We start from the raw sequence: 21,603 nt of genomic DNA on the forward strand, positions 1-21,603 counted from the left end.
CTCCGTTGCTGCAGGCTCAGGCGCTGACGGCTCGCTAACACGGCACTCAACCGGACGCTCGTACCTCGCGCCGGTTAGTTATGCGTTGAGCATCGAGCACTGATCAAACCAAGCGGGTGAACTGTGACTGAAGGCACCGCCGTTACGAGGCTGCTTCCGAACATTTGCACTGACAAAATGGAAGAGACTCGCGACTTTTACAAAGAGTTGCTGGGTTTTGTCGTTGGATTCGAGCATCAGGGCTGGTACATCCAGATGGCGTCGCCCGAAAAGCCGGAACTGCAAATCGGTATCATGCGCCTCGACCATGAGTTTACCCCCCGGCCTTTCCAGCACCTTGCACAGGGCGTCATCATCTCGGTGCAGGTAGAAGATGTTGAGTCGAAATACGCTGCAGTGAAGGCCCGTGGTTTCGAATTGGCACACGAGCTATGCTATGAGGAATTCGGGATGAGGCGGTTTATGATAGCGGACCCGAACGGGCTACTTGTCAACATGTTCTCGTTTCCATGAGCGCGCGCCCGACAAATGCATTAAATTTGTTCCGGCCCGATGAGCCTCCACCGGACGCGCCGTTCATGCAAATCGTTATGTGCAAGGAAAGCCAAAACCAAAGGGGAAGATCGGTTCTATTTGATCAATGTAAATGGGGCAGGTGGATTTGTTTTTAACCAAGCTGACCGATTTAAAATCTATCTGACCCCTTTTGGTTCATTGCCTCCCGTTCTCCGCCTAGCCCTAAACCTGCGCGTAGCCCCCGTCAACGAACACCTCGCTCCCCGTCATGAAGCTGCTGTCGTCGGACGCCAGGAACGCCACTGCGCCTGCGGTTTCCTTGGGATCGCCCAGACGCTCGAGCGGTACAGTCCGGTTCATCTCGCTCAGGGCGTCGGATGGGAGCAGTTCCATCAGCTTGTCTGTTTTGGTCGGGCCAGGAGACATGACGTTCACGCGAATGCCGGTGCCTCTGAGGTCATGGGCCCAACTGCGCACCAGGTTTCGGACAGCCGCCTTAGAGGCGCTGTAGATGCTCATCGCGGGGGTGCCCATGCTGCCCACCGTGGAGCCGGTAAGGATGATGGAGCCGCCGTTCTTCATCAGGGGCAGGGCCTTCTGGACGGTGAAGAGGGTGCCTTTGACGTTGATATCGAAGATGTAGTCGTAGTGCTCCTCGGTGATCTGTCCCAGGCTGGCGAATTCGCCGACGCCCGCGTTGGCCACCAGGACGTCCAGATGCCCCTTTTCTTTCTGGATCGTGTCGAAGACGCGGTCGAGATCCTCCGGCTTCGTCACATCCGCCTGGACGGCCCGGGCGTTGGATCCCAGTGCCTCAACCGCGTTGTCGAGGACGTCCTGGCGCCGTCCGGTAATGAAGACGAAGGCGCCTTCTTCGATAAGGCGTTGGGCCGAGGCCAGGCCGATGCCGCTGGCTCCGCCTGTGATCAATGCGATTTTACCGTGTAGCCGACTCATAGTTGGGTCTCCGTGTATTGACTCGATTCGCTTTAACGATATATAAGCCGCTTACAAATGTTCAAGTATGCACCTTTTGGTAAGTACTCGTTATGGCGAAAGAAAACTCAGAAAACCCACGTTTCATTTGCGGCCTGCATGCGACGCTGCACGTGATCTCCGGGAAGTGGAAACCGTTGATTCTGTTCTTTTTAGACAAGGGACCGACGCGTTACGGCGAGCTCAAGCGAAGCGTCCGGGGCGTGAGCGACAAAATGTTGATCCAACAGTTGAAGGAGCTCAAGTCTGACGGCATCGTCCAGCGAACCGACTATGGAGAGATCCCGCTGCGCGTCGACTACTCGCTGACGCCGTTCGGGGCGAGTCTGGTGCGGGCCATGGAGCCGCTTTGTGGCTGGGGCGAAGAGCACGAAGAGGACATTGCCGCGGCGATGGACCGCCGGAAAACCAGTCGGTAGCAAGCGAAGCGCAGCGACCAGGAACCGCCCAGTTCAGCTTCCCCTCCTGAACCACGCCAACGGCTGAACCCCACGCCCGCGCCGCTCACAGCGGTGTGGGCGTTTCTGTGTCTATTAATCGACGTTAGATCACGCTAGGTTGGGGAATTAAGGACTTGCCTTCTTAGGAAGCACAAAGAAGCTCAGGTACATTGATAGCGAAGCGGTGGAGCATGCAACGCTGCACTTGGCGGTAGCGTAGGTGGAAGATAGCGGGGCGAGTGGGCGATGTCGGCGCGAGGCCCACATTGGGGCAAAGTGGTAGGCGTGGTTATTGGTGTTATATGGCGAGGTAAAACGTATAGTCATTGTGAATAAAAGGTTTGGTGCGGAGCATAAAATTATGAACGCGGATGCTCGTTAAACCTGTTATACGAGCTCGCTATATGATGGTTTTTATACATCTTCAGGAGCTGATATATGCATAAAAGCAGACTGCAAACGCTCGTTATAGATTGTGAAACTGATGACCTTGCCAGTGACGCTGCGTTCTGGGGATCTGCGCTAGGCTGTGAAGTCCTTGACTGCAATATGGAGCCTGGGGACGAAAACTACCGAGAGCTAAAAGCCGATCCATCACAGCCGAAGATACTTATCCAGAAAGTAAGCCATCCCAGTCGTGTTCATCTAGATATAGAAGCTGATGACATTGAAGCCGAAGTGGTAAGACTTGAGCGACTAGGCGCGAAGAAGGTGGGGAAAGTACGTCATTTCACGATACTGGAGGCACCGAGTGGCCAACGTTTCTGCGTGGTGCCTGTACAGCGTCCTGACTTTGAGGAAAAAGCAAATGTTTGGATGGAAAGAGATGGTAACGATACATAATAAGGACAAGTACAACGATGTGGACTTCTCCCACTAGAGTGGGGGCAGCATTATACTTAAAAAATACAGGGTGTATCCTGACGTGAAAATCCGAAGAATGTCACCGTCCGACCTGCCGGAAGTGTCTCGCATACAGCGGGAGTGCTACAGCGAGAGCCTTCTTGAAACAGTAGATTCCTTTTCCGCAAAGCTCTCTGTTGCCCCTGATTTTTGTTTCATGGCAGTCCAGGGGGATCTGGTGGTGGGCTACGTTGTATCTCTTCCATGGGTGTTTGGTGAAGTGCCTGACTTAAATGGCGCTGCGTACCCAGTGCCTCCCAATGCGGATAGTGTGTGCATCCATGATATGGCGGTAACTCCCACTGCCCGTAAAGCTGGTGCCGCAGAACACATGCTGGACGCTGTGCTAGATGTCGTACGGCACAGGGGATACCAAAGAATATCCTTGGTCGCTATCCAAGGGGCGTCATCGTATTGGCTGCGTCATGGCTTCAAAATTGTGCATGTAGGTGAGCCGCTTAAGAGTGATCTATCGGCATATGGGCAAGAGGCGGTATATATGGCTAAAACCGAGGATTAGGTATTAGGCAGTCCTTCCAGTGCGTTCCGGCTCGAATGGGCCCCGCCGGACAGCCTTTTTACGCTTCGCAAAGATGACGCCATCGAAGTCGGCATGGGGTTGGCATCAACGTCCCGCTGCCGGTTCCGGTCGCCTTCCACAGCTTCGGTGGCTGGAAGGACTCACTGTTCGGCGACCTGCACGCCTACGGCCCTGACGCCGTGCGCTTCTACACCCGCCGTAAGGCCATCTCCCAACGCTGGCCGAAGCGCTCCGCCCAGGAAACCGCCCAGTTCAGCTTCACCTCATGTACCACCCGCACGGCTGAACCCCACGCCCGCGCCGCCCACACGGCGCGGGCGTTTTGTGTGTACGCCTTTCGTGTAGCGCTATGTTAATCGACGTTAAATTAAGCTAGGTTAAGTATTGTTCGGTGTTGCCGATACAACCTGATGAACCGGATGGTAGAGCGTTCAGTGCTTTGCATAGCGGTAACGTGGCCGAAGCGGTAGGGGCTAGAGGGGGAGGCTGGTATCGACCCAAGCGGCCAAGCCGGCGAATGCTGCATGCTTGTTAGGCCACATGAAAATCGTAGGAGATCCCATGACATCTCTCGACATGCCGCCTGATCAAGTCGGGCAAGCTGCAGACGAATGACATGGTAGAACGCTTCAACGGCCACATCAGTATACCTCAGGCGAGGACCTGAAGCAGACGCTCAAACGCTACACTGGGCTGTACAATCACCATATCCCGCAGAAGGCGCTGCACCATCAATCACCAATTGCGATGATGAAGGAATGGCAGACCAAACATCCTGAACTATTTACCAAGCGGGTGGTTAATTACACGGGGCCCGACATATATGAAACTTGAAACGATTCGTCTATGCAATTTCCAGTCTTTTGGGGCGCAGCCAGAAGAACTCGGGCTAGATGATATATCTTTCCTTATTGGCCCCAATGGCTCAGGTAAGACAGCTGCACTACAAGCGCTGTGTCGCATGTTTGCTTTCGACCCATCCTTGCGCCGCATTCTGCGATCTGACTTTCACGTCCCCTTCGATGAGGCTGAAGTGCCGGAAGAGCGCCAGCTCTGGATAGAAGCCGACTTCTTATTCCACGAACTGACAGAAGATGAAGATAACAGCACCGTTGCCCCTAACTTTGGCCACATGCGACTTGATGAGGCGGATGGCATCCCGCGGGTGCGCTTTCGCCTCAGTGCTAGCATGGGACCGGATGGCGACATTGAAGAAAACTTGGTCTATATCTTGGACATTAATGATGATGGTTCGCCGCTCAACACAGCGCAGGTACCCCGATCTGAGCGCAATCATATCTATGTTCACTACTTGCCAGCCCGCCGTGATCCGGCCGACCACATTGCCTACAGCACCAATGCGTTGCTTGGGCGCATGCTGCGAGCGGTAAACTGGGATGCAGAACGTGACGTCATAAATGGTCTCACTGACCAAATTAGTGATAGCCTAGCAGCCAATCCATCGGTAGATGCATTCAGCAAAAGCTTGAAAGCTTCTTGGGAAACCTTACACAAAGGCAGTTTTTTTACCTCTCCGAAAATCACCTTCGTGGCCTCTGAGATTGAAGCGTTACTGAGGCATATGTCGGTGTCTTTTTCACCAGGACACGATGAGAATTTGGTGGACTTCTCACGACTGAGTGATGGTCAGAAGTCGATGCTATACCTATCACTCGTGCTATCATCGCAGGCTATAAGCCGCTCCGTACTTGCAGGAAAAAATAAATCTTTCGATGCTGACAAGTTGCGGCCACCTGTCTTTACGCTGGTTGCAGTGGAAGAGCCAGAAAACAGTCTTTCGCCCCATTACCTCGGGCGTATTGTCAAAGCCCTGGACTTGATGACCGGAGAAGGCGACGCGCAAGCGCTGATTGCCACTCACGCACCATCGATGCTGCGGCGCGTGGATCCCGAGAAGATCCGGTACCTGCGCCTGACCGATGGGCGAACATCGCGAGTTACCCACATCCAGCTGCCTGACACCTCGGACGAAGCACATAAGTTTGTGCGAGAGGCAGTGCAAGCTTTTCCGGAAGTCTATTTTTCTCGCCTTGTAGTTCTAGGTGAGGGAGACAGCGAAGAAATTGTCCTTCCCCGACTACTTCAGTCCAAAGGTGCTCCTGTAGATGAGTCTGGAGTCACAATAGCGCCCTTGGGAGGGCGTCATGTTAACCACTTTTGGCGTCTACTTTCTAATCTTCAAATTCCCTATCTGACCCTACTTGATCTAGATGTTTCGCGCTACCACGCTGGATGGGGTCGAATCAAGTATGTAAACGACCAACTGAAGAAAATTGATCCCCAGAATTCTCTTCCTACTGATTGGGAAATTTCGAAATGGAATGATGACGAGATACCGATACGTACTCATCATTTTTTTGGTGACAGCATGACGGATGTTTTCGACACCCTCGAAGGCAAGGGGATCTTTTTTTCCTCTCCGTTAGATCTCGATTTTGCGATGCTACTTGCCTACCCGAATGCCTACGGCGTAGTGAGAGAAAAGCCTGTTAATTCAACGATCAAGGCTGTGCTCGGCAGAAGTCACCACGATGCAAGTCAATACAGCGAGTATGAACAAGAGTTTTTTGGTACTTATCATCATAGTTTCAAGCTTGGCAGTAAACCAGCAGCGCATATCGAATCTCTCGCCAGCCTCCGCGATGTGGAAATTCTCGCTAATATGCCCGGATCACTAGGACGCTTGGCCGATGCCGTGATTGCTAAACTCGAGGAGTTACCAGAGTGATAAGTGTCGATGACTGGCAGCCCGCAGATGGGTTAACGCTAGAGCCTAACGCCCTGCGTGCAGCCAAGGAGCAGATTCATAGCCTTGCTCTTACGGCTGGCCCAGGTGCAGGAAAAACTGAAATGCTTGCGCAGCGGGCTGATTTCCTACTACGTACAGGCACCTGCCGTTACCCTAAACGAATTCTGGCTATCTCATTCAAGGTCGACGCTAGCAGCAATTTGAAGGAGCGTGTTAAGCACCGCTGTGGCTCTGAGCTGGCCTCAAGGTTTGACAGCTACACCTTTCACGCTTTTGCCAAGCGTATTATCGACCGCTTCCGGCCAGTGCTAACCGGTGATGCTGAGCTGGATGCCGGTTACAAAATTGCTGACCGGAAAACAGGGCCCTCGCGCAACCTCATTGAATTTTCCGATCTGGTTCCGCTTGCCATCCAGATCCTTCAAAAATCAGAAATGGCACGGAATGCTATCCGACAGACCTACAGCGATGTCTTCCTTGATGAGTTCCAAGACTGCACCAATCTTCAGTACAAGCTCCTGAAACTCGCATTCCAAGGAACTAAAATTCGCCTTACGGCAGTGGGCGATACTAAGCAAAAAATCATGGGCTGGGCAGGGGCTCTGGACGGCATTTTCCAGACCTTTTCAGTCGATTTTTCAGCGACACCGCTCAATATGTACCGCAATTTTCGTTCAAAGTCGAGATTGCTACGCCTGCAGAACGAAATCATCCGGGTGCTCGATCCAACGTCCGTCATGCCCGATGAACAGCTTATCGGTGACGAGGGCGAGGTATTTGTCTGGCACTTCGCGGACAGCCGCAAGGAAGCTGAGTATCTAGCAGACTTGATTGATAGCTGGATAAAGAATGAACAGCTACCGCCCGCGGAAATTGCGGTTCTCATTTCCAAGCAGCTCGATCTTTACGCGGACCACCTCATGACGGCACTGGAGGTGCGAGGCATCCCTTTTCGCAATGAACAGCAAATGCAGGACATCACGGTCGAGCCCGCCGCTCGATTGATTGTAGACTACCTGTCTTGCCTCTACAGTCAACGCGAGCCACAAGCCTGGATTCGGCTCATGAATCAGCTGGTTCCCTTTGCAGATGAAGATATTCAGGCTAATGCTCGAAAGGATTTAAACCAACTTATAAAGCAACAACGGAAAGAAGCGGCTCTTACTGCCCTGGCCGACGACCCTTTTTCTGGCTGGTGGGAGTTTGTTAAAGCCTTTTTGCAACAAGTCAGTCTCAAAACCCTCGTAGCTCTATCGCCTGACTATGAGTCTCATGATCGGCTCAAAGAGGTCATCCGAAGCACTAAGGCACGCATACATGAGCTTCTCGAGCTGGAACCCGATTTACCGAAAGCTCTTGGCCGGTTTTCAGATAACCAGGCGGTACGCATTTTAAGCATTCACAAGAGCAAAGGTCTTGAGTTCGATTCGGTCATCATCATGGCTGTTGAAAACGAAATCTTCTTTGGTAACCAAGATGAAAACCGTTGCGCATATTTTGTTGGCGTATCGCGGGCTAAAAGGCGCCTTGTGCTAACCCATACAGACCAGCGGGAGCGTCCGGCTGGGCACACCAGACGCTGGGATGAGCAACGCTCTTCTCAAGCTGAGTACTTAGGCTATGTCATACCGTTCGTGAGGTGATAATTACCCCGCTGTCAGTACCGAGTTCTCGTCCTCGTTGAGCAGGCAGTGCAACTTTTTTTAGTGCATAAATCTGCAGATGGGCCTCGCCCAGCTCCTCCTAGGTTTCCCGCAGCTTGTACTCATACTGCTTGCGGATATCCTTGGGTCGGGCCCTGCCCCCGTTCTCCATGCTGCGCTGGGCCTAATCGATCCAGCCTTCGACCTCAGAGACGTTGAGGTCATGCCGTCGAGCCACTTCAGCGACGGTGGTCTTGCCCTTGAAGATGTCCATGACCACAGCGGCCTTGCGCTTCGCGCTCCAGCATTTGACGGTGGGTTCGTTGCCCATCTCGTCGACCGCTTTTGGCCGTTTGCAGCCACATCCCTCTTACTTTTCGGCAAGTGACCTCCTAAGCATTCGTACACAGAACTCACATCTTAGGTAGCAGCCCAGCGTTTACCTGGGCCGCACCAAAGGGTTGAATCCTCCACTGGTGCCATCACCTTGTAGGGAAGAGCCGCCATGAGGGCGTTGCTCGGTTCATTGTTTCAATGCGTTTCATGGGAGGATCGCCATGCCTTTTGCACCGTCCAGCATGCAAGTCGAAAGCACCGCCTTCACGCCGAATGGGGCGATTCCGAAGCGCCATTCGTCGGAAGGTGATGATGTGTCCCCGGCCCTGAGTTGGAAGGATGCGCCGGCGGGGACCAAGGGCTTCGCGGTGATCTGCCACGATCCGGATGCGCCGCTGGTGAAGGATGGCAGCTACGGTTACGTGCATTGGCTGCTCTACAACCTGCCGGCGGATGTCACCTCGCTGGAAGAGGGCACTAAGACAGGTACTGCCGGCATCAATGATGGCGGCGCCATCGGTTATGGCGGTGCCATGCCGCCGGAGGGCCACGGGCCGCACCAGTATTATTTCTGGGTGCTGGCGCTGGACACCCAAACCGAACTGCCCGAGGGGCTGACGCAGCCGGAACTGCTCAACGAGCTTGAGCCGCATATTCTTGGCATGAGTCGGTTGGTGGGGACTTATCGCCGCGACTGATTCGTCTTTGACTGTTTAGATCCCGCTTCACACACACTCGGCGCCTTCCCTTGGGAGGCGCCGAGTGTCGTTTGGGGCCTGGTTCAGCGATAGCCGTTCATCAACTCGCGCACCAGTGGCGTGTCGGCATTGCGGTGGGTGGGTAGCTCGAAGCGGGCGCGGGCAATAGCGGTGCGTGAGAGAGTCGCTTCGATCAGCGTCTCGCCATCCTCGGCCACGGCCAGGGTCTCGCCTTGCGGGCCGAGGATGCATGAGCCGCCCCAGAAATGGCTGTCGCCTTCGGGGCCGAAGCGGTTGGCCATGATCACGGGGGTGCCGTAGGTCATGGCGTAGAACTGCAGGTTGAGGGGCCAGTTCTTTTCGTTGGAGAAATCATCGCTGACGATACCCGAGGCCGAGTTGATCGGCGCGCACAGAACGGTGGGGCGGGCCAGCAGGGCGGCGTGCACCAGCCCCGGATTCCACAGGTCGGCGCAGATCAGCGAGGTCGCCGACCAGCCGGGGCACACCGGAAGATGCGTGAGCTCGCTGCCATGGGTGAACAGCTTGCCTTCTTCCAGGCCACCGTAGGTGGGCAGGTTGAGCTTGCGGTGCACGGCCTGGAGCTTGCCGTGCTGGAGAATCGCCAGGGCGTTGTAGTACTCGCCGGGGCTGGCTTCCTCGACGAAGCCGACCACCACCTGCATTTCGTCGGCGGCGCGGGCCAGCTCGACCAGGCGCGGATCATGAGCCGGGCAGGCCACGTCGATCACCCGGTTGCCCAGGCCGTAGCCGGTCAGCGAGAGCTCGGGGAAGACCAGCAATTCGAGCCCCTTGCGGCGTGCCTCGGCAATGAACGCGAGATGGCGTTCGAGGTTGGCGTCGACATCGCCGAGGCTGGCGTTGATCTGCGCGGCGCCGACGCGCAGGTGATCCTGGTAGTGCATGGTGGCGTCTCGCTATTGTTTGGAAAACGTGGGTGCGCCGAGCAGCGCCAGCAGGTCGCTTGCCGGACGTGCCTCGAGGCTCATCACCACGTCGTGCAGCCGGGCTGCGCGTTCGCCCAGCACGGGATCGGCCAGCGCCCAGTACTTGGCGAATATCTCGGCGTCCGAAAGCGGGCGATCGGGGTTGCCGCGCGCCTCGAAGTCGGCGCTTTCGATGACCTCGCCGCTTTCCAGATGCAGCCGGGCGCGCGCCCAGCGCTCGGCGGGAAAGCGCGCATTGAAGGTGTCATCCTCGTGAATCTCCACCCGGCTGGCCAGGGCCTTGAGATCCGGGGCGTCGAGTTCGTCGCTGACGCCGGCGACATCCACGGTGCCTCGGCCCAAAGCGCAAGCGACGGACCAGGGCAGGCTGTACTGGGCCTGCTCGGTGGTGGTCGGGTGCGTCACGTGCAGGCGCTTGCCCTCGTGAAAGGTGACGATCTCGATGCGCGCGATGGCGGCGGGGTCGCGTTGCTCCGCGGGCAGTGACAGCACGGCTTCCACCGCGGGCTGGGCCCAGCGGCAGACCGGGTAGGCCTTGAAGTACTGCTCGTGGAGATACCAGCGCTCGCCCAGGTCCTGCCAGAGAGTGGCCACGTCCGGCGCGGTCACGGTCAGCGCCGGGGCGCCGGTGAAGCCATCCTCGGCCAGCAGGGCGGCGGAGATGCCGGTCATCGCGCCCCAGCCGGAGCCGTCCTTGAGCATCGTGGGATGGTCGATGCAGCGCATCATCTGGCTGCGCGGGCCATAGAACTCGGCGATGCCGAGGGCATGATGCAACGTCTCGACATCGGCCCCGCGCAGGCGCGCGGCCACGGCGGCGACGCCCAGGGCATTCCATGCGCCGGAGGTGTGGTAGTCCGGGCTGGTGGCGTGCAGGGCGATCCCCGCGCGGGTGGCGATCTCGTAGCCGTAGGCGAGCAGGGCGAGGAAGTCGCGCCCGGAGAGGTCGGCCACCTCGGGCAGCGCCAGCAAGCCGGGCAGCAGGGCCACGCCGGCATGGCCCTTGGTCAGCACCTGGCCGTCGTGGGCGTCGAGCGCGTCGATCAGCCAGGCCCCGTGCAGGGCGACGCCGGTGGGCGAGGCCTGGCCGGCGGTGAATAGCAGCGGGCGGTCGCCGCCATGCTGGGAGGTCACGAAGCGCGTGGCCTTGTCGGCCAGCGGCGTGCGGGTGGCGCCAGCGGCCACGCCCAGCAGATCGAGCAGGCAGCGCTTGGCCTGATGGAGGTGGGCGTCGTCCAGGGTGGAGAGATCGACCCCGTGCATCCAGTCGAGGGGGGCGTGGTCGTGCATGGCAGTGGCCTCGGGTGCTGGCGAAGAAAGGCGTGACGAAAGACGGGGCCGGTATGAAGCGGCCCGCGTCGCGGTCGGCGGCGGAGCCTGGCTCCGCGTGCCGATTACAGCAGGTCGTGCTCCTCGAGGAAGCGCTCGGCGACCTTCTCGACGGGCTGCTTGTCGACGTCGACTTGGGCATTGAGGCGCGCCATGGTGCTGTCATCGAGCAGGGCGGAGAGCGCGTTCATGCGTTCGTCGAGATCGGGGTTCGCCTCGAGCGCTTCCTCGCGGACCACCGGGGTCAGCGCATAGTCGGGGAAGAAGTGCTTGTCGTCCTCGAGGACGGTCAGGTCCAGGGCCGGGATGCGCCCGTTGGTCGCCGTGGTCATCGCCACGTCGACTTCTTCCTGATCCAGCGAGGTCAGGGTCAGGCCCTGGTCCATCCGCTTCACGTTGCGCCGGCCGAACTCGAAGCCATAGGTCTCCTGCATCGGGCGCAGGCCGTCATCGCGCGAGTAGAAGGTCGCGTTGGAGGCGAGCACCAGTTCCTGGCCGCCATTGATGACGTCGGCGAGATCGGAAATGGTGGCGATGCCGCGTGCTTCGGCGTCGTCTTTCCGCATGGCCAGGGCGTAGGTGTTGTTGGCCTCGGAGGGCTCGAGCCAGATCAGCCCCTTCTCGGCGTCGAGTTCCTTGACGCGCGCGTAGGTGGCCTCCGGCGAGAGGTCCTCGGTCACCTTGTTGTAGCTGATCAGCGAGGTGCCGGTGTATTCCCAGTAGAGATCCACCTGGCCGCTCTCTTGGGCGCGGCGCAGCACCGTGGTGCCCATGCCGGCGCGCTGGTCAACCTCGTAGCCATGGGCCTGGAGGTATTGCGTGGTCATGCTCGACAGGATGAGCTGTTCGGTGAAGTTCTTGCCGCCGACGGTGATGTCCTCGGCGTGGGCGGCGGTACTGGTGAGGGGGCTGACGAGGGTGCTGGCGAGAGCCAGGCCGCCGATCAGCGGGAGCAGGGATTGTCGCATGGGTGACACTCTTGCCTGAGAAGGGGAAGGCAGCGGGCACCGTGCGCCGTCGGCCGGCACGGTGCCCGCTGTCTGCGGAATGGCGATTACAGCAGGTCGTTTTCCTCGAGGAAGTTCTCGGCCACCTGTTCGATGGGCGTCTTGTCGACATCGACCTGAGCGTTGAGGGTGGACATGGTGTCGTTGTCGAGCAGGCCGGAGAGGGTGTTCATCTGCTCGGCCAGCTCGGGATTGGCGTCCAGGGTCGCCTGGCGCACCACCGGCGTCAGCGCGTAGGCCGGGAAGAAGTTCTGGTCGTCCTCGAGCACCTGGAAGTCGAAGGCGGGGATGCGGCCGTCGGTGGCGAACACCAGCCCCACGTCGACCTGCTCGTCGCGCAGCGCTTGGTAGACAAGGCCGGAGTCCATGCGCTTGACGTCGCCCCGGCTGGCGCGGAAGTCATAGGCTTGCTGCAGCGGGCGCCAGCCGTCTTCACGGGCGTAGAATTCAGCGTTCATGGCGAAGGTCAGCCCCTGCTCGTCGTTGACTGCCTGGGCCAGGTCGCTGAGCGAGGTGATGCCGGTTTCCTCGACGCTTGCCTCGCGCATGGCCAGCGCGTAGGTGTTGTTGGCGTCGGAGGGCTCGAGCCATACCAGGCCCTTCTCGGCGTCGAGTTCCTTGACCTTCTGGTAGGTCTCGTCGACGGTCAACCCTTCGGCGGATTCGTCGTTGTAGTTGATCAGCGAGGTGCCGGTGTATTCCCAGTAGAGGTCGATCTGACCGTTTTCCTGAGCCTGGCGCAGGACGGCGGAGCCCAGCCCGGCGCGCTTCTCGACGTCGTAGCCGAGGCCTTCCAGGTACTGGGTGGTCATGCTGGAAAGGATCTGCTGCTCGGTGAAGTTCTTGCCGCCGACCACGATCTCGTTCGCCTGGGCGGTGGCCAGGCTGCTGGCCAGCACTGCGCCGGTGAGCAGGGGAATCAAGGTTTTCATGGTGTCGCTCCTTTCGTTGCTTGTTGGACAGCCGTTGCTTGTTGGATAGCGGTTGATTGTCGGGTTCGAGCCGTCGAGGGCGTCCGCTAGGCGCGGCCCGGATTCACCCCGCGCGGCACTACCACGAAGGCGGTGATGGCGATGAGCATGTCCACCACGACCGCCAGCAACGCCGTGGGAATCGCGCCGGAGAGCATCATGACCGGGTCGTAGAGATCGATGCCGGTGAAGATCAGCTCACCGAGACCGCCCGCGCCGATCAGGAAGGCCAGCGGCACCGTCCCGATGTTGATCGCCAGCGCCGTGCGGATGCCGGCGAAGATGACGTACAGCGCATTGGGCAGTTCGACCCGCAGCAGGCGCTGGGTGGGCGACATGCCGATGCCCGCCGCGGCTTCCTTGAGGGCCGGATCGACGCCCTTGAGCCCGGTATAGGTGTTGCGGGCGATGGGCAGCAGCGTGGCCACGAACAGCCCGAAGACCGCCGGGACGGTGCCGATGCCGAGAAAGCTCATCGACAGCGCCAGCACGGCCAGCGTGGGGATGGTGGTGCCCACGTTGAGGACCTGCATCATGGATTCGGCGACCCGCGCCATGCTGGGGCGCGATAGCCAGATGCCCAGCGGGATGGCGACCAGGATCGCCAGGCCACCGGACATGACGGTCAGCCACAGGTGTTGCACGGCCAGGTAATGGACGTCGGGCAGATAGAAGATGAAGTCGTCGATCACGCCGCTGGACTGACTCCAGACACCGGCGAGGAAGACGGCCACCAGCACCAGCAAACGCCCGGCGCCGGCAAGATTCAGCGTCGGCATGGGCTTACTCCTTGGGGGCCGATGACGGAGAGGCCTCGTCGAGCGCGACGCCGTCATCGCCCTTGGAATGGGCGCGGTAGCGCGACCCCAGGTGATGGGTGATCGCGCGCTGGGTGATCTGGCCGACGATGCGGCCGTCGTCGTCGACGCAAGGCACCCATGTCATGTCGTGGGCGAACATCAGCGAGGCGACCTTGCGCAGGTCGTCGTCGAGGCTGACCACCACCGGCACGCTCTGGTAGTGATCGCGACAATGGCCCTGAGTGGTGCGGGCGACGGGGGCGGTGATGATGCCCACCGGCTGACGCTTGTGGTTCACCATCACGATGCTGTTCAGATAACCGTAGGATTCGATGCGTTGTAGCGCGGTGGCCAGGGTGTCGTCAGGACGGACGAGGCCGATTTCCTCGCTGGCCAGATCGCGGACCTTGACCAGGTTGAGGCGCTTCAACGCCCGGTCTTCGCCCAGGAAGGATTCGACGAAGTCGTTCTTGGGCGCCGCGAGCAGCTCGTCCGGCTCCGAGTACTGGACCAGCTTGCCTTCACGGAAGATGGCGATGCGATCGCCCATCTTGATCGCTTCGTCGATATCGTGACTGACGAACATGATCGTCTTCTTGAGGTCCTGCTGCATCTTCAGGAATTCGTCCTGAATCACCGCCCGGTTGATCGGGTCGATGGCGCCGAACGGTTCGTCCATCAGCATCACGGGGGGATCGGCGGCCAGCGCCCGGGCCACGCCGATGCGCTGTTGCTGCCCGCCGGAAAGCTCGCTGGGATAACGCTTGAGGAAGGCATCCGGCTCCAGCGCGATCATGTGCATCATCTCGCGGGCGCGTTCTCGGTACTTGGCCTTGTCCCAGCCCAGCAGCTTGGGCACCACGGTGATGTTTTCCTCGATGGTCATGTTGGGGAACAGACCGATCTGCTGGATCACGTAGCCGATGTTGCGGCGCAGGTCCTGGGTGTCGAGGCTGGTGGTGTCCTCGCCGTTGATGAACACCTTGCCCGAGGTCGGGCGGATGATGCGGTTGATCATCTTCAGGGTGGTGGTCTTGCCACAGCCCGAGGGGCCGAGCAGGATGCAGATCTCGCCGCTCGGCACCTCCATGCTGATGTGGTCGGCGGCGGTCACCGCGCCCTTGGGCGTGTCGAAGACCTTGGTCAAGTTATCGAGTCGAATCATGAAGCGGTCCTTGTCGGGTCGGCAGCCTGTTGTGGTTTGCAGCGCGTGGCGCGGAGGCGAATCAGGTGATGGCGGCGCGTTCCATGCCCTTGGGCGTCAGCCGCTTCTGCAGGGCCAGCAGCGCATAGTCGACGATGATCGCCAACACGCTGACAGCCACGGCGCCGAGGATCAGCTGACGTGGATCGGACTGGGAAATGCCGCGACTGATGAGCGTGCCGAGCCCGCCGGCGCCGATGTAGGCGGCGATCGCCATGACACCGATGTTGAGCACCACGGCGGTACGCACGCCGGCCATGATCACCGGCACGGCGAGTGGGATCTCGACCATGCGCAGGCGCTGGTTCTGGCTCATGCCGACGCCGCGCGCGGCTTCGCGCAGGGCCGGGTCGACGTTGTTGATGGCGGTGTAGGTGTTGCGGATGATCGGCAGCTGCGAGTACAGCAGCACCGCGATGACCGCCGGCATGTAGCCGATGCCCTGGCCGATGATCGAGAGGATCGGAATCATGATCCCGAACAACGCGATGGAGGGAATGGTCACGATGATTGAGGCGATGTAGAGCACGGTCTTGGCGATGCGCTCATTTTTCGTGATGGCGATACCGATGGGGACGCCGGTCAGCGTGGCGATCCCCACCGCGACACCCACCAGACTGATATGCTCGAGGGTAAGGGTCCCCAGCAACTCGAGATTGTCGAGAAAATATTGCAGTAATTCCACGGCACGGACCTCGCACTCGCGATGGAGTGGTTTGTTTGAACTTGTATAAATTTCTTATATGAAAGGCTTTTTATAAGTTCGTATTATGTGAAGAGCATAACACGCTCTCCGCGAGTGCCCCCCGTTTTGGGCATTAGGATGTGTCATCTCATTCATTTTCAGTGGCAATGGGCGTTCGATAGGCAACGCATCGACTTCGCCGTATGCTCGTTGGCGATAATGCCGTGTTTTGATTTTCCTTGCAGGAGGCCGCCCCTTGAGCACTCGCCGGACGAATTACCGACTCGCCGCCGCCCAGATGAACTGCGTCCTGGCCGATGTCGCGTGCAATCTCGAGACGCATCGTCGCGTCATTGAGTCGGCGCGCCACCGGGACGTCGATGTCCTGGTGTTCCCCGAGCTTTCGTTGACCGGTTACGACCTGGGCGCGCGCGTCCCTGAGGTCGCAATGGACCGCGATGATCCGCGTCTGCTCCAGCTGGCGGATGCCGCCGGCGACATGCTGACCGTGGTCGGCTTCGTCGAGCGCTGCGCCCGCGGCGAGTACGCCAATGCTATGGCGTGTCTGTGCGGGGGCAGCGTCGTCGCCGTGCATCGCAAGCTCAACCTCTGCACCTACGGTGGGCACGAGGAGGGCAAGCATTTCGGCAAGGGACAGACGCTCACCGTCACCGATGCCGACGGCCTCGCCTGCGGGGTGATGATCTGCGCCGACCTCTGGAATCCGGGCCTGGCCCACGCGGCCATGCTGGAGCGGCCCGACGTGCTGCTGGCGCCGGTCAACGCGGCGACCGGGATGGTCGACGGCGATTTCGACGACGAAGGCAACTGGCTTATCTGCCTGAAGTTCTACGCCATGATGTACGCCACGCCGATGGTCATGGCGCATCGCTACGGGGCCGAGGGCGACGCCTGGTTCTGGGGCGGCAGTTGCATCGTCGGCGTCGACGGCCGGGTGCTGGCGCGGGCCGAGGACGGCGAGACCCTCGTCAGCGCCGACATCGACACCGACGAGATCGACGCCGCGCGCTTCGCGATGCCGACCCACCGCGACGCCGATACGCCGCTGGTGGCCTCGCTGATGGCGCAGCGGCTGGAGCGGGAGCGGCGTGGTTGAGGCGAGTCAGGCCAGAATATAGCGTTCGCTGGTTACCCGAGATGGTTCTCGCTGCATGATTATTTCGCCCTGACGCACCGAGAGCAGTACGTCGCCTTGTCTGACCTTCGCTCGTCGACTTTTCAGGCAGTGCCTAGAGAAGTGCCGATACGCGTTGAGTGTGACAGGATATTGTACATGTCTGCAGGTTAGGCTAGAATTGTACAGTAAGCGGTACAGGAGAGAGAGCCGATGAGAATTATTTCCTTCACCGAGGCTCGCAATAGCCTCAAGGCAGTACTGGATAACGTGGTCAACGATGCCGACACCACGGTCATTACGCGTCGTGATGCCGAGAACGCGGTGGTAATGTCGCTTGACTATTACAATGGCCTGATGGAAACGGTCCATCTGCTGCGTTCCCCTGCCAATGCCGAACATCTGAATAAGTCAATTGCACAATACAAGGCTGGAAAAGTCGCCGAGCGTGAGTTGATAGATGGGGATGAATAGTCGCTTGCTCTGCTGGACGGACGAGTCATGGAAAGACTACCTCCACTGGCAAAGTCAGGATAAAAAAACCCTCAAAAGAATTAACAAGCTAATTTCTGACGTGAAGCGCTCCCCGTTTGAGGGTATTGGTAAACCAGAACCTCTCAAGGAAAACATGACGGGGTTCTGGTCACGCCGTATCGATGAGACCAACCGTCTGGTATATGCCGTGGATGATGCCGCGATAACGATCATATCCTGCAGGTATCACTATTGAACATAAAACGCCCGAGGCAGCGCCTCGGGCGTTCTGACGCTATTAATCGTCATCCCGTTTCATGGACCGGGCATCCCCTGACATTACACCCAGCGGCGACGGCGTCGCGTTTTCCAGTGCCGGTCGATGAAGCGCTCGTTGCCCTCGAAGGCTTGCAGGCGCGCTTCCAGGTAGAACCACTCGGCGTCGCAGCTCAACTCCGCCCAGGTCTCGGTGTGTACCTGCCAGTCGTCGCGCTGAAAGGCCTGACGCCAGCTCTTGCTCATGGTCGCGGTGGCCGGGGCCTCGGGGTGGATGGCGTAGCGCTCGTCCGCCGAGGCGATGTTGGTCAGGCCGTGGTCGTAGGCGATCTCGCCGAAGTCGTCGATGATGGCATGCCGGGTCCAGCCGTCGGTCAGCGAGTGGGTGACGTCCCGGGACTGTTCTCCGGCGCGTACGATCCGATGTTGCATGGGCCCGGAAAACACCGCCGGTTCGAACTGCACGGGCGGCGTGTCGTGCGAGGCACGCTGAGGCAGTGTGAGCCGCGATTCGGCTTCATGCATGGTCAGCGTCACCGGATAAGGACTCGGCCAGACCAGCGGCCAGTAGGCGGTGGTCACCGAGACGCGCAGCCGATGCCCGGCAATGAAGCGATAGCAGGTCTGGTTCAGTGACACGGTCACGTCGAGCGGCGTATCGCACGGCACCTCGGAAGGCGTGACGTGACTGTCGCGGTGGCAGAGGTTGAGCACGCCGTAGGAGACGCGTTGCGAAACACCCTCGGGCGAGACGTCGCACACGCGCACGATCAGGTTGGCGCGCGGCTGATCGACGCTGACCCGCAGCGAGAGCGTGGGGCGCCCCAGAATCACCGTGTCGGCATCCAGCGGATCGGTGTCGTAGGTCAGCGAGTGGGCGTCGTCGCCACGCTGGTCGCCGGCGATCTCGGGGCCGCTGCTGTGGGGGATGTACTCGCCGCATTGCAGGCCGTTGTCGGCCGGCGCGCGCAGTCTGACCACCCTCGGGCGGGCGGCTCCGTTTTCCGCGGCCTGCAGTCCGCCGTTGCCCAGCGCCAGCTCGCGGGAAGCGATGTGCGGGCTCGGCCACTGAGTCTCGGCGAGCCATTCGCCGGGCACGTCGAGCCGTTGCGGATCGGCCTCGGAAAAGGACGGGCAGAACACGCGGTACAGCGGCTCTTCCATGATGCCGGTGTCGCGATCCTTCAGCCAGTAATCCCACCAGCGCAGTGCTTCCTGGAGAAAGCCGATGGTCGGCCCCGGCATCGCCAGGTGCGGGTAGGCATGCGGCCAGGGGCCGACGATGCCGCGCCGGGGGCAGGGCGCGTGCTCGAGAATCTCGGCGACGAAGTTGACGTAGGCGTCGGCCCAGCCGGTGACGGCCAGGGTCGGCGTCGTCAGGCGCGAATAATCCTCGCATACCGAGCCGTGGCGCCAGTAGGCATCGCGCGTCTGGTGATCGAACCAGTTCTCGGCGACGAAGGGTTGATGGGCGAGCCGGTGCTGCCAGAGTTCGCGCCAGTCGTCGCGCAAGGCGGGGTCCGGCGGTCGCGACATGAAGGACAGCGACGAGGCCGCCCAGCCGAAGTTCTCGTTGAGCACGCAGCCGCCCTTGTAGTGGACGTCGTCGTGATAGCGATCGACGGTGGCGCCGACGGCGATGATCGCGCCGAGCGCTGGCGGCTGGCGCGAGGCCACCTGCAGCGAATTGAAGCCACCCCAGGAAATGCCCAGCATGCCGACCCGGCCGCTGCACCAGGGCTGCTCGGCGAGCCAGGCGATCACGGCGACGATGTCGTCCTGTTCGCTGGCCAGGTATTCGTCCTCGAGCACGCCGTCCGAGTCACCGCTGCCGCGCAGGTCGATGCGCAGCGCTGCATAGCCGTGGCCGGCGAAGTAGGGGTGCATGCGCTCGTCGTCGGCACTGGTGGCATCCCGCTTGCGGTAGGGGATGCACTCGATGATCGCGGGAACGGGATGGGTCTCGGCGTCCACCGGCCGCCACATTCGTGCCGCGAGTCGGCTGCCGTCGGGCAGCGGAATGAACAGTGCCGGTTCCTCGACGATTGAGTACGGGAAGTCACGCACTTCCCGGGCATCGGGTTGGCTTCCACTCGGAAACATGGGGCGTCCTGTCGTCGGAACGGGGCGATGCATGCATCACCCCGTAGGTGAAAGACTGAGATGAAAGACGGGAAATAGCTGAAGACCGGAAACGTCTGCAGAAGCGGACGATCACATGAGGTCGTTTTCGGTCAGGAAGTCCTTGGCGACCCGTTCGATGTTCTGATCGTCGACATCCACGCGGCGGTTGAGGTCGATCAGCGTCTCGTCGTTCAACGCGGCGGACATCTCGTTGAGCAGGGGCTTGAGGTCGGGATGCGCGTCGAGCGTTTCCTCGCGGACCACCGGCGCCAACTGGTAGACCGGGAAGAACTGCTGGTCGTCGTCGAGCACCTCGAAGTCGAAGGCGCCGTTGCGGCCATCGGTGGCGAACACCAACGCCACGTCGACCTCGCCTTCGCGCAACGCGCTGTAGGTCAGCCCCGAATCCATGCGCTTGACGTTGGAGCGCGGGAATTCGAACCCGTAGGCTTCCTGCAGCGGCCGCAGGCCGTCGTCGCGGGCATAGAATTCGGCATTGGAGGCGAGCGTCAGATCGGCGCCGTCGTTCATGGCCTCGGCCAGGTCCGAGAGGGTGTGAATATCACGTTCTTCGGCATCGGCCTCGCGCATGGCGAGTGCGTAGGTGTTGTTGGTGTCCGAGGGATCCAGCCAGATCAGGCCTTTCTCGGCGTCCAGGCGCTTGGCGGTGGCATAGGTCTCGGCGGCGTTGTCCGGCTGCGGCTGGTCGTTGAACAGGATCACCGAGTTACCGGTGTATTCCCAGTAGAGATCGACCTGGCCGTTCTCCTGCGCCTGGCGCAGCACCGAGGTGCCCAGCCCGTCGCGCTTGTCGACGTTGTAGCCGTTGGCCTCGAGCAACTGGTAGGTGGCCGAGGTGAGGATCAGGTGCTCGGTGTAGTTGAGCCCACCGACCACGATGGGGTCGTCTTGCGCATGTGCCGTCGTGGCGACGGCGGAAAGGCTCAGTCCCAGCGTAGTTAGCAGTGCCGTAATGGGGTGTTTCATGACAGCGACATACCTCCGTTGTTATAGCGTGTTATCGGGTTGCTATTTTCGTCGTTTTCCAGAGTAACCTACCCCGCTGCCGTGATTGATGAAGATCCGTGATGCCTGCGATTTCAAATGCCAACAGATGGTGGCATGAGCGACATTAGGAGAGGAGGCAAAGGTCACATAACAAATGATCTTGATGGCGTTTTCAGTGGTAGGCTGGGCAGCGACGCCGCTTTACAAAGTTGATTCCATGCCGACTCGATACGCTCAAGAGAGTGGAAAATACTGGCGTTTACGATCATGCCATCGATTGTGATGACAAAAAGCTGGGAGAGGGAGCTAGGGTAGTCTACTCCGGCATCGCTCAGAAGGTCGGTGAGCAAGCTGGCCACCCAATCTTTGTGTGCTTGCGAAACCTTCAGAAAGTCGTCAATACCATGGAACTCCCCCGTAGCCTTTATAAACATGCATCCATGAAAGTCTTGTGAGAAAAACCAGGCGACATGCCAGTTGATAAACGCGTTTAGCCTTTCTAACGGTTCGGAGTGCCTAAAAACCTCGCTTTCAAGTGAATCTTTGAACTGGTTGTGTCTCAGTTTAAGAACCTCTTCGACCAAATTGTCTTTGTTTGGAAAGTACTTATAGAGGGTCATCTTTGAAACTTGAGCTTCATCACGAATCCAATCCACTCCAACAGCATGATAGCCATGCTCGTTAAAGAGTCTAAGCGCGGCATTCAGGACGTCATCACGTTTATTCATAGTCAAAACCTATTTTATTAGATTTCCTCATAGCCTCATGAGTGTTGCCGT

22 protein-coding genes and 2 pseudogenes are annotated in these 21,603 nt (G+C 59.5%); 12 read left to right on the forward strand and 12 right to left on the reverse strand.

The window, feature by feature from the left end; all coding sequences use genetic code 11:
• Window positions 1-123: 123 nt before the first annotated feature.
• A complete protein-coding gene (locus tag KZO83_RS13055) occupies window positions 124-513 on the forward strand; it encodes a VOC family protein (protein ID WP_247621119.1) in 390 nt (129 codons plus the stop codon).
• A gap of 225 nt (window positions 514-738) precedes the next feature.
• Here KZO83_RS13055 and KZO83_RS13060 read toward each other — a convergent pair whose 3' ends face one another.
• Window positions 739-1,473: an SDR family NAD(P)-dependent oxidoreductase gene (locus KZO83_RS13060; protein ID WP_247621120.1), complete on the reverse strand. Its 735-nt coding sequence runs from the start codon at window positions 1,471-1,473 to the stop codon at window positions 739-741.
• Window positions 1,474-1,565: 92 nt separating this feature from the next.
• On the opposite strand from KZO83_RS13060, the gene KZO83_RS13065 reads away from it, so the two are divergent.
• The 7 genes and pseudogenes from KZO83_RS13065 (at window position 1,566) to KZO83_RS13090 (ending at window position 7,809) form a co-directional block, all read left to right on the forward strand.
• Window positions 1,566-1,931, forward strand: coding sequence for a winged helix-turn-helix transcriptional regulator (locus KZO83_RS13065; protein ID WP_247621121.1), 366 nt, complete (start codon window positions 1,566-1,568; stop codon window positions 1,929-1,931).
• 459 nt (window positions 1,932-2,390) lie between these two features.
• Window positions 2,391-2,795: a VOC family protein gene (locus KZO83_RS13070; RefSeq protein ID WP_247621122.1), complete on the forward strand. Its 405-nt coding sequence runs from the start codon at window positions 2,391-2,393 to the stop codon at window positions 2,793-2,795.
• Window positions 2,796-2,892: 97 nt separating this feature from the next.
• Entirely contained in the window at window positions 2,893-3,375 is a 483-nt protein-coding gene (locus KZO83_RS16500; protein WP_418904311.1) for a GNAT family N-acetyltransferase, read from the forward strand.
• Between the two features lie 66 nt (window positions 3,376-3,441).
• Window positions 3,442-3,656: pseudogene (locus KZO83_RS13075) on the forward strand (aldehyde dehydrogenase family protein); the annotation flags it as partial.
• A 320-nt stretch (window positions 3,657-3,976) separates the two neighbouring features.
• Window positions 3,977-4,230 (forward strand): annotated as a pseudogene (locus KZO83_RS13080) (IS481 family transposase); the annotation flags it as partial.
• Window positions 4,220-6,145: an ATP-dependent nuclease gene (locus tag KZO83_RS13085; protein ID WP_247621123.1), complete on the forward strand. Its 1,926-nt coding sequence runs from the start codon at window positions 4,220-4,222 to the stop codon at window positions 6,143-6,145. The pseudogene KZO83_RS13080 and the gene KZO83_RS13085, both read left to right, overlap by 11 nt.
• The gene (locus KZO83_RS13090; RefSeq protein WP_247621124.1) at window positions 6,142-7,809 is read left to right on the forward strand and encodes a UvrD-helicase domain-containing protein; all 1,668 of its coding nucleotides are present in this window, start codon (window positions 6,142-6,144) and stop codon (window positions 7,807-7,809) included. The genes KZO83_RS13085 and KZO83_RS13090 overlap by 4 nt, the downstream gene beginning before the upstream one ends.
• 184 nt (window positions 7,810-7,993) lie before the next feature.
• Here KZO83_RS13090 and KZO83_RS13095 read toward each other — a convergent pair whose 3' ends face one another.
• Window positions 7,994-8,140 carry a DUF1153 domain-containing protein gene (locus KZO83_RS13095; RefSeq protein ID WP_247621125.1) on the reverse strand — a complete coding sequence of 49 codons (147 nt, stop codon included), beginning with the start codon at window positions 8,138-8,140 and terminating at the stop codon, window positions 7,994-7,996.
• 226 nt (window positions 8,141-8,366) lie between these two features.
• Here KZO83_RS13095 and KZO83_RS13100 point away from each other — a divergent pair, with 226 nt between their 5' ends.
• Entirely contained in the window at window positions 8,367-8,843 is a 477-nt protein-coding gene (locus KZO83_RS13100) for a YbhB/YbcL family Raf kinase inhibitor-like protein (protein ID WP_247621126.1), read from the forward strand.
• Between the two features lie 83 nt (window positions 8,844-8,926).
• On the opposite strand, the gene KZO83_RS13105 is transcribed toward KZO83_RS13100, so the two are convergent.
• The 7 genes from KZO83_RS13105 to KZO83_RS13135 form a co-directional block, all read right to left on the reverse strand.
• Window positions 8,927-9,769, reverse strand: a complete 843-nt coding sequence (locus KZO83_RS13105; RefSeq protein ID WP_247621127.1) for a nitrilase-related carbon-nitrogen hydrolase — start codon at window positions 9,767-9,769, stop codon at window positions 8,927-8,929.
• Between the two features lie 12 nt (window positions 9,770-9,781).
• The gene (locus KZO83_RS13110; RefSeq protein WP_247621128.1) at window positions 9,782-11,101 is read right to left on the reverse strand and encodes an MmgE/PrpD family protein; all 1,320 of its coding nucleotides are present in this window, start codon (window positions 11,099-11,101) and stop codon (window positions 9,782-9,784) included.
• Between the two features lie 104 nt (window positions 11,102-11,205).
• The gene (locus KZO83_RS13115) at window positions 11,206-12,108 is read right to left on the reverse strand and encodes a glycine betaine ABC transporter substrate-binding protein (RefSeq protein ID WP_247621129.1); all 903 of its coding nucleotides are present in this window, start codon (window positions 12,106-12,108) and stop codon (window positions 11,206-11,208) included.
• Window positions 12,109-12,194: 86 nt separating this feature from the next.
• Entirely contained in the window at window positions 12,195-13,079 is an 885-nt protein-coding gene (locus KZO83_RS13120; protein ID WP_247621130.1) for a glycine betaine ABC transporter substrate-binding protein, read from the reverse strand.
• Window positions 13,080-13,165: 86 nt separating this feature from the next.
• Window positions 13,166-13,897 carry an ABC transporter permease gene (locus KZO83_RS13125; protein ID WP_097023069.1) on the reverse strand — a complete coding sequence of 244 codons (732 nt, stop codon included), beginning with the start codon at window positions 13,895-13,897 and terminating at the stop codon, window positions 13,166-13,168.
• Between the two features lie 4 nt (window positions 13,898-13,901).
• On the reverse strand, window positions 13,902-15,083 hold the full coding sequence (locus tag KZO83_RS13130) for an ABC transporter ATP-binding protein (RefSeq protein WP_247621131.1): 1,182 nt from the start codon (window positions 15,081-15,083) through the stop codon (window positions 13,902-13,904).
• A 61-nt stretch (window positions 15,084-15,144) separates the two neighbouring features.
• Window positions 15,145-15,807 (reverse strand): ABC transporter permease, encoded by a 663-nt coding sequence (locus tag KZO83_RS13135; RefSeq protein ID WP_075370130.1) that lies wholly within the window; start codon window positions 15,805-15,807, stop codon window positions 15,145-15,147.
• Window positions 15,808-16,063: 256 nt separating this feature from the next.
• Between KZO83_RS13135 and KZO83_RS13140 the strand changes: the two genes are divergently transcribed.
• The 3 genes from KZO83_RS13140 to KZO83_RS13150 all read left to right on the forward strand — a co-directional run bounded on the left by KZO83_RS13140 (window position 16,064) and on the right by KZO83_RS13150 (window position 17,672).
• Window positions 16,064-16,924 (forward strand): nitrilase-related carbon-nitrogen hydrolase, encoded by an 861-nt coding sequence (locus tag KZO83_RS13140; RefSeq protein ID WP_247621132.1) that lies wholly within the window; start codon window positions 16,064-16,066, stop codon window positions 16,922-16,924.
• 231 nt (window positions 16,925-17,155) lie between these two features.
• On the forward strand, window positions 17,156-17,416 hold the full coding sequence (locus tag KZO83_RS13145) for a type II toxin-antitoxin system Phd/YefM family antitoxin (RefSeq protein ID WP_075368827.1): 261 nt from the start codon (window positions 17,156-17,158) through the stop codon (window positions 17,414-17,416).
• Window positions 17,409-17,672: a Txe/YoeB family addiction module toxin gene (locus KZO83_RS13150; RefSeq protein WP_040239129.1), complete on the forward strand. Its 264-nt coding sequence runs from the start codon at window positions 17,409-17,411 to the stop codon at window positions 17,670-17,672. The genes KZO83_RS13145 and KZO83_RS13150 overlap by 8 nt, the downstream gene beginning before the upstream one ends.
• Window positions 17,673-17,755: 83 nt before the next feature.
• Here KZO83_RS13150 and KZO83_RS13155 read toward each other — a convergent pair whose 3' ends face one another.
• The 3 genes from KZO83_RS13155 to KZO83_RS13165 all read right to left on the reverse strand — a co-directional run bounded on the left by KZO83_RS13155 (window position 17,756) and on the right by KZO83_RS13165 (window position 21,552).
• On the reverse strand, window positions 17,756-19,795 hold the full coding sequence (locus KZO83_RS13155) for a CocE/NonD family hydrolase (RefSeq protein ID WP_247621133.1): 2,040 nt from the start codon (window positions 19,793-19,795) through the stop codon (window positions 17,756-17,758).
• Window positions 19,796-19,906: 111 nt separating this feature from the next.
• The gene (locus KZO83_RS13160) at window positions 19,907-20,803 is read right to left on the reverse strand and encodes a glycine betaine ABC transporter substrate-binding protein (protein ID WP_179000008.1); all 897 of its coding nucleotides are present in this window, start codon (window positions 20,801-20,803) and stop codon (window positions 19,907-19,909) included.
• Between the two features lie 164 nt (window positions 20,804-20,967).
• The gene (locus tag KZO83_RS13165) at window positions 20,968-21,552 is read right to left on the reverse strand and encodes a TetR/AcrR family transcriptional regulator (protein WP_247621134.1); all 585 of its coding nucleotides are present in this window, start codon (window positions 21,550-21,552) and stop codon (window positions 20,968-20,970) included.
• Window positions 21,553-21,603 lie beyond the last annotated feature (51 nt).

Origin of the sequence: Chromohalobacter moromii, assembly GCF_023091865.1 — a bacterium.
Classification (GTDB): Bacteria; Pseudomonadota; Gammaproteobacteria; order Pseudomonadales; family Halomonadaceae; genus Chromohalobacter; species Chromohalobacter moromii.

Excerpts from the sequence above, each read along its gene's own strand:
- KZO83_RS13155 (WP_247621133.1), bottom strand. The coding sequence starts at position 19,795 with ATGTTTCCGAGTGGAAGCCAACCCGATGCCCGGGAAGTGCGTGACTTC.
- KZO83_RS13130 (WP_247621131.1), bottom strand. The coding sequence starts at position 15,083 with ATGATTCGACTCGATAACTTGACCAAGGTCTTCGACACGCCCAAGGGC.
- KZO83_RS13110 (WP_247621128.1), bottom strand. The coding sequence starts at position 11,101 with ATGCACGACCACGCCCCCCTCGACTGGATGCACGGGGTCGATCTCTCC.
- KZO83_RS13070 (WP_247621122.1), top strand. The coding sequence starts at position 2,391 with ATGCATAAAAGCAGACTGCAAACGCTCGTTATAGATTGTGAAACTGAT.
- KZO83_RS13160 (WP_179000008.1), bottom strand. The coding sequence starts at position 20,803 with ATGAAACACCCCATTACGGCACTGCTAACTACGCTGGGACTGAGCCTT.
- KZO83_RS16500 (WP_418904311.1), top strand. The coding sequence starts at position 2,893 with ATGTCACCGTCCGACCTGCCGGAAGTGTCTCGCATACAGCGGGAGTGC.
- KZO83_RS13150 (WP_040239129.1), top strand. The coding sequence starts at position 17,409 with ATGAATAGTCGCTTGCTCTGCTGGACGGACGAGTCATGGAAAGACTAC.
- KZO83_RS13085 (WP_247621123.1), top strand. The coding sequence starts at position 4,220 with ATGAAACTTGAAACGATTCGTCTATGCAATTTCCAGTCTTTTGGGGCG.
- KZO83_RS13105 (WP_247621127.1), bottom strand. The coding sequence starts at position 9,769 with ATGCACTACCAGGATCACCTGCGCGTCGGCGCCGCGCAGATCAACGCC.
- KZO83_RS13095 (WP_247621125.1), bottom strand. The coding sequence starts at position 8,140 with ATGGGCAACGAACCCACCGTCAAATGCTGGAGCGCGAAGCGCAAGGCC.
- KZO83_RS13145 (WP_075368827.1), top strand. The coding sequence starts at position 17,156 with ATGAGAATTATTTCCTTCACCGAGGCTCGCAATAGCCTCAAGGCAGTA.
- KZO83_RS13125 (WP_097023069.1), bottom strand. The coding sequence starts at position 13,897 with ATGCCGACGCTGAATCTTGCCGGCGCCGGGCGTTTGCTGGTGCTGGTG.
- KZO83_RS13115 (WP_247621129.1), bottom strand. The coding sequence starts at position 12,108 with ATGCGACAATCCCTGCTCCCGCTGATCGGCGGCCTGGCTCTCGCCAGC.
- KZO83_RS13120 (WP_247621130.1), bottom strand. The coding sequence starts at position 13,079 with ATGAAAACCTTGATTCCCCTGCTCACCGGCGCAGTGCTGGCCAGCAGC.
- KZO83_RS13065 (WP_247621121.1), top strand. The coding sequence starts at position 1,566 with ATGGCGAAAGAAAACTCAGAAAACCCACGTTTCATTTGCGGCCTGCAT.
- KZO83_RS13100 (WP_247621126.1), top strand. The coding sequence starts at position 8,367 with ATGCCTTTTGCACCGTCCAGCATGCAAGTCGAAAGCACCGCCTTCACG.
- KZO83_RS13060 (WP_247621120.1), bottom strand. The coding sequence starts at position 1,473 with ATGAGTCGGCTACACGGTAAAATCGCATTGATCACAGGCGGAGCCAGC.
- KZO83_RS13165 (WP_247621134.1), bottom strand. The coding sequence starts at position 21,552 with ATGAATAAACGTGATGACGTCCTGAATGCCGCGCTTAGACTCTTTAAC.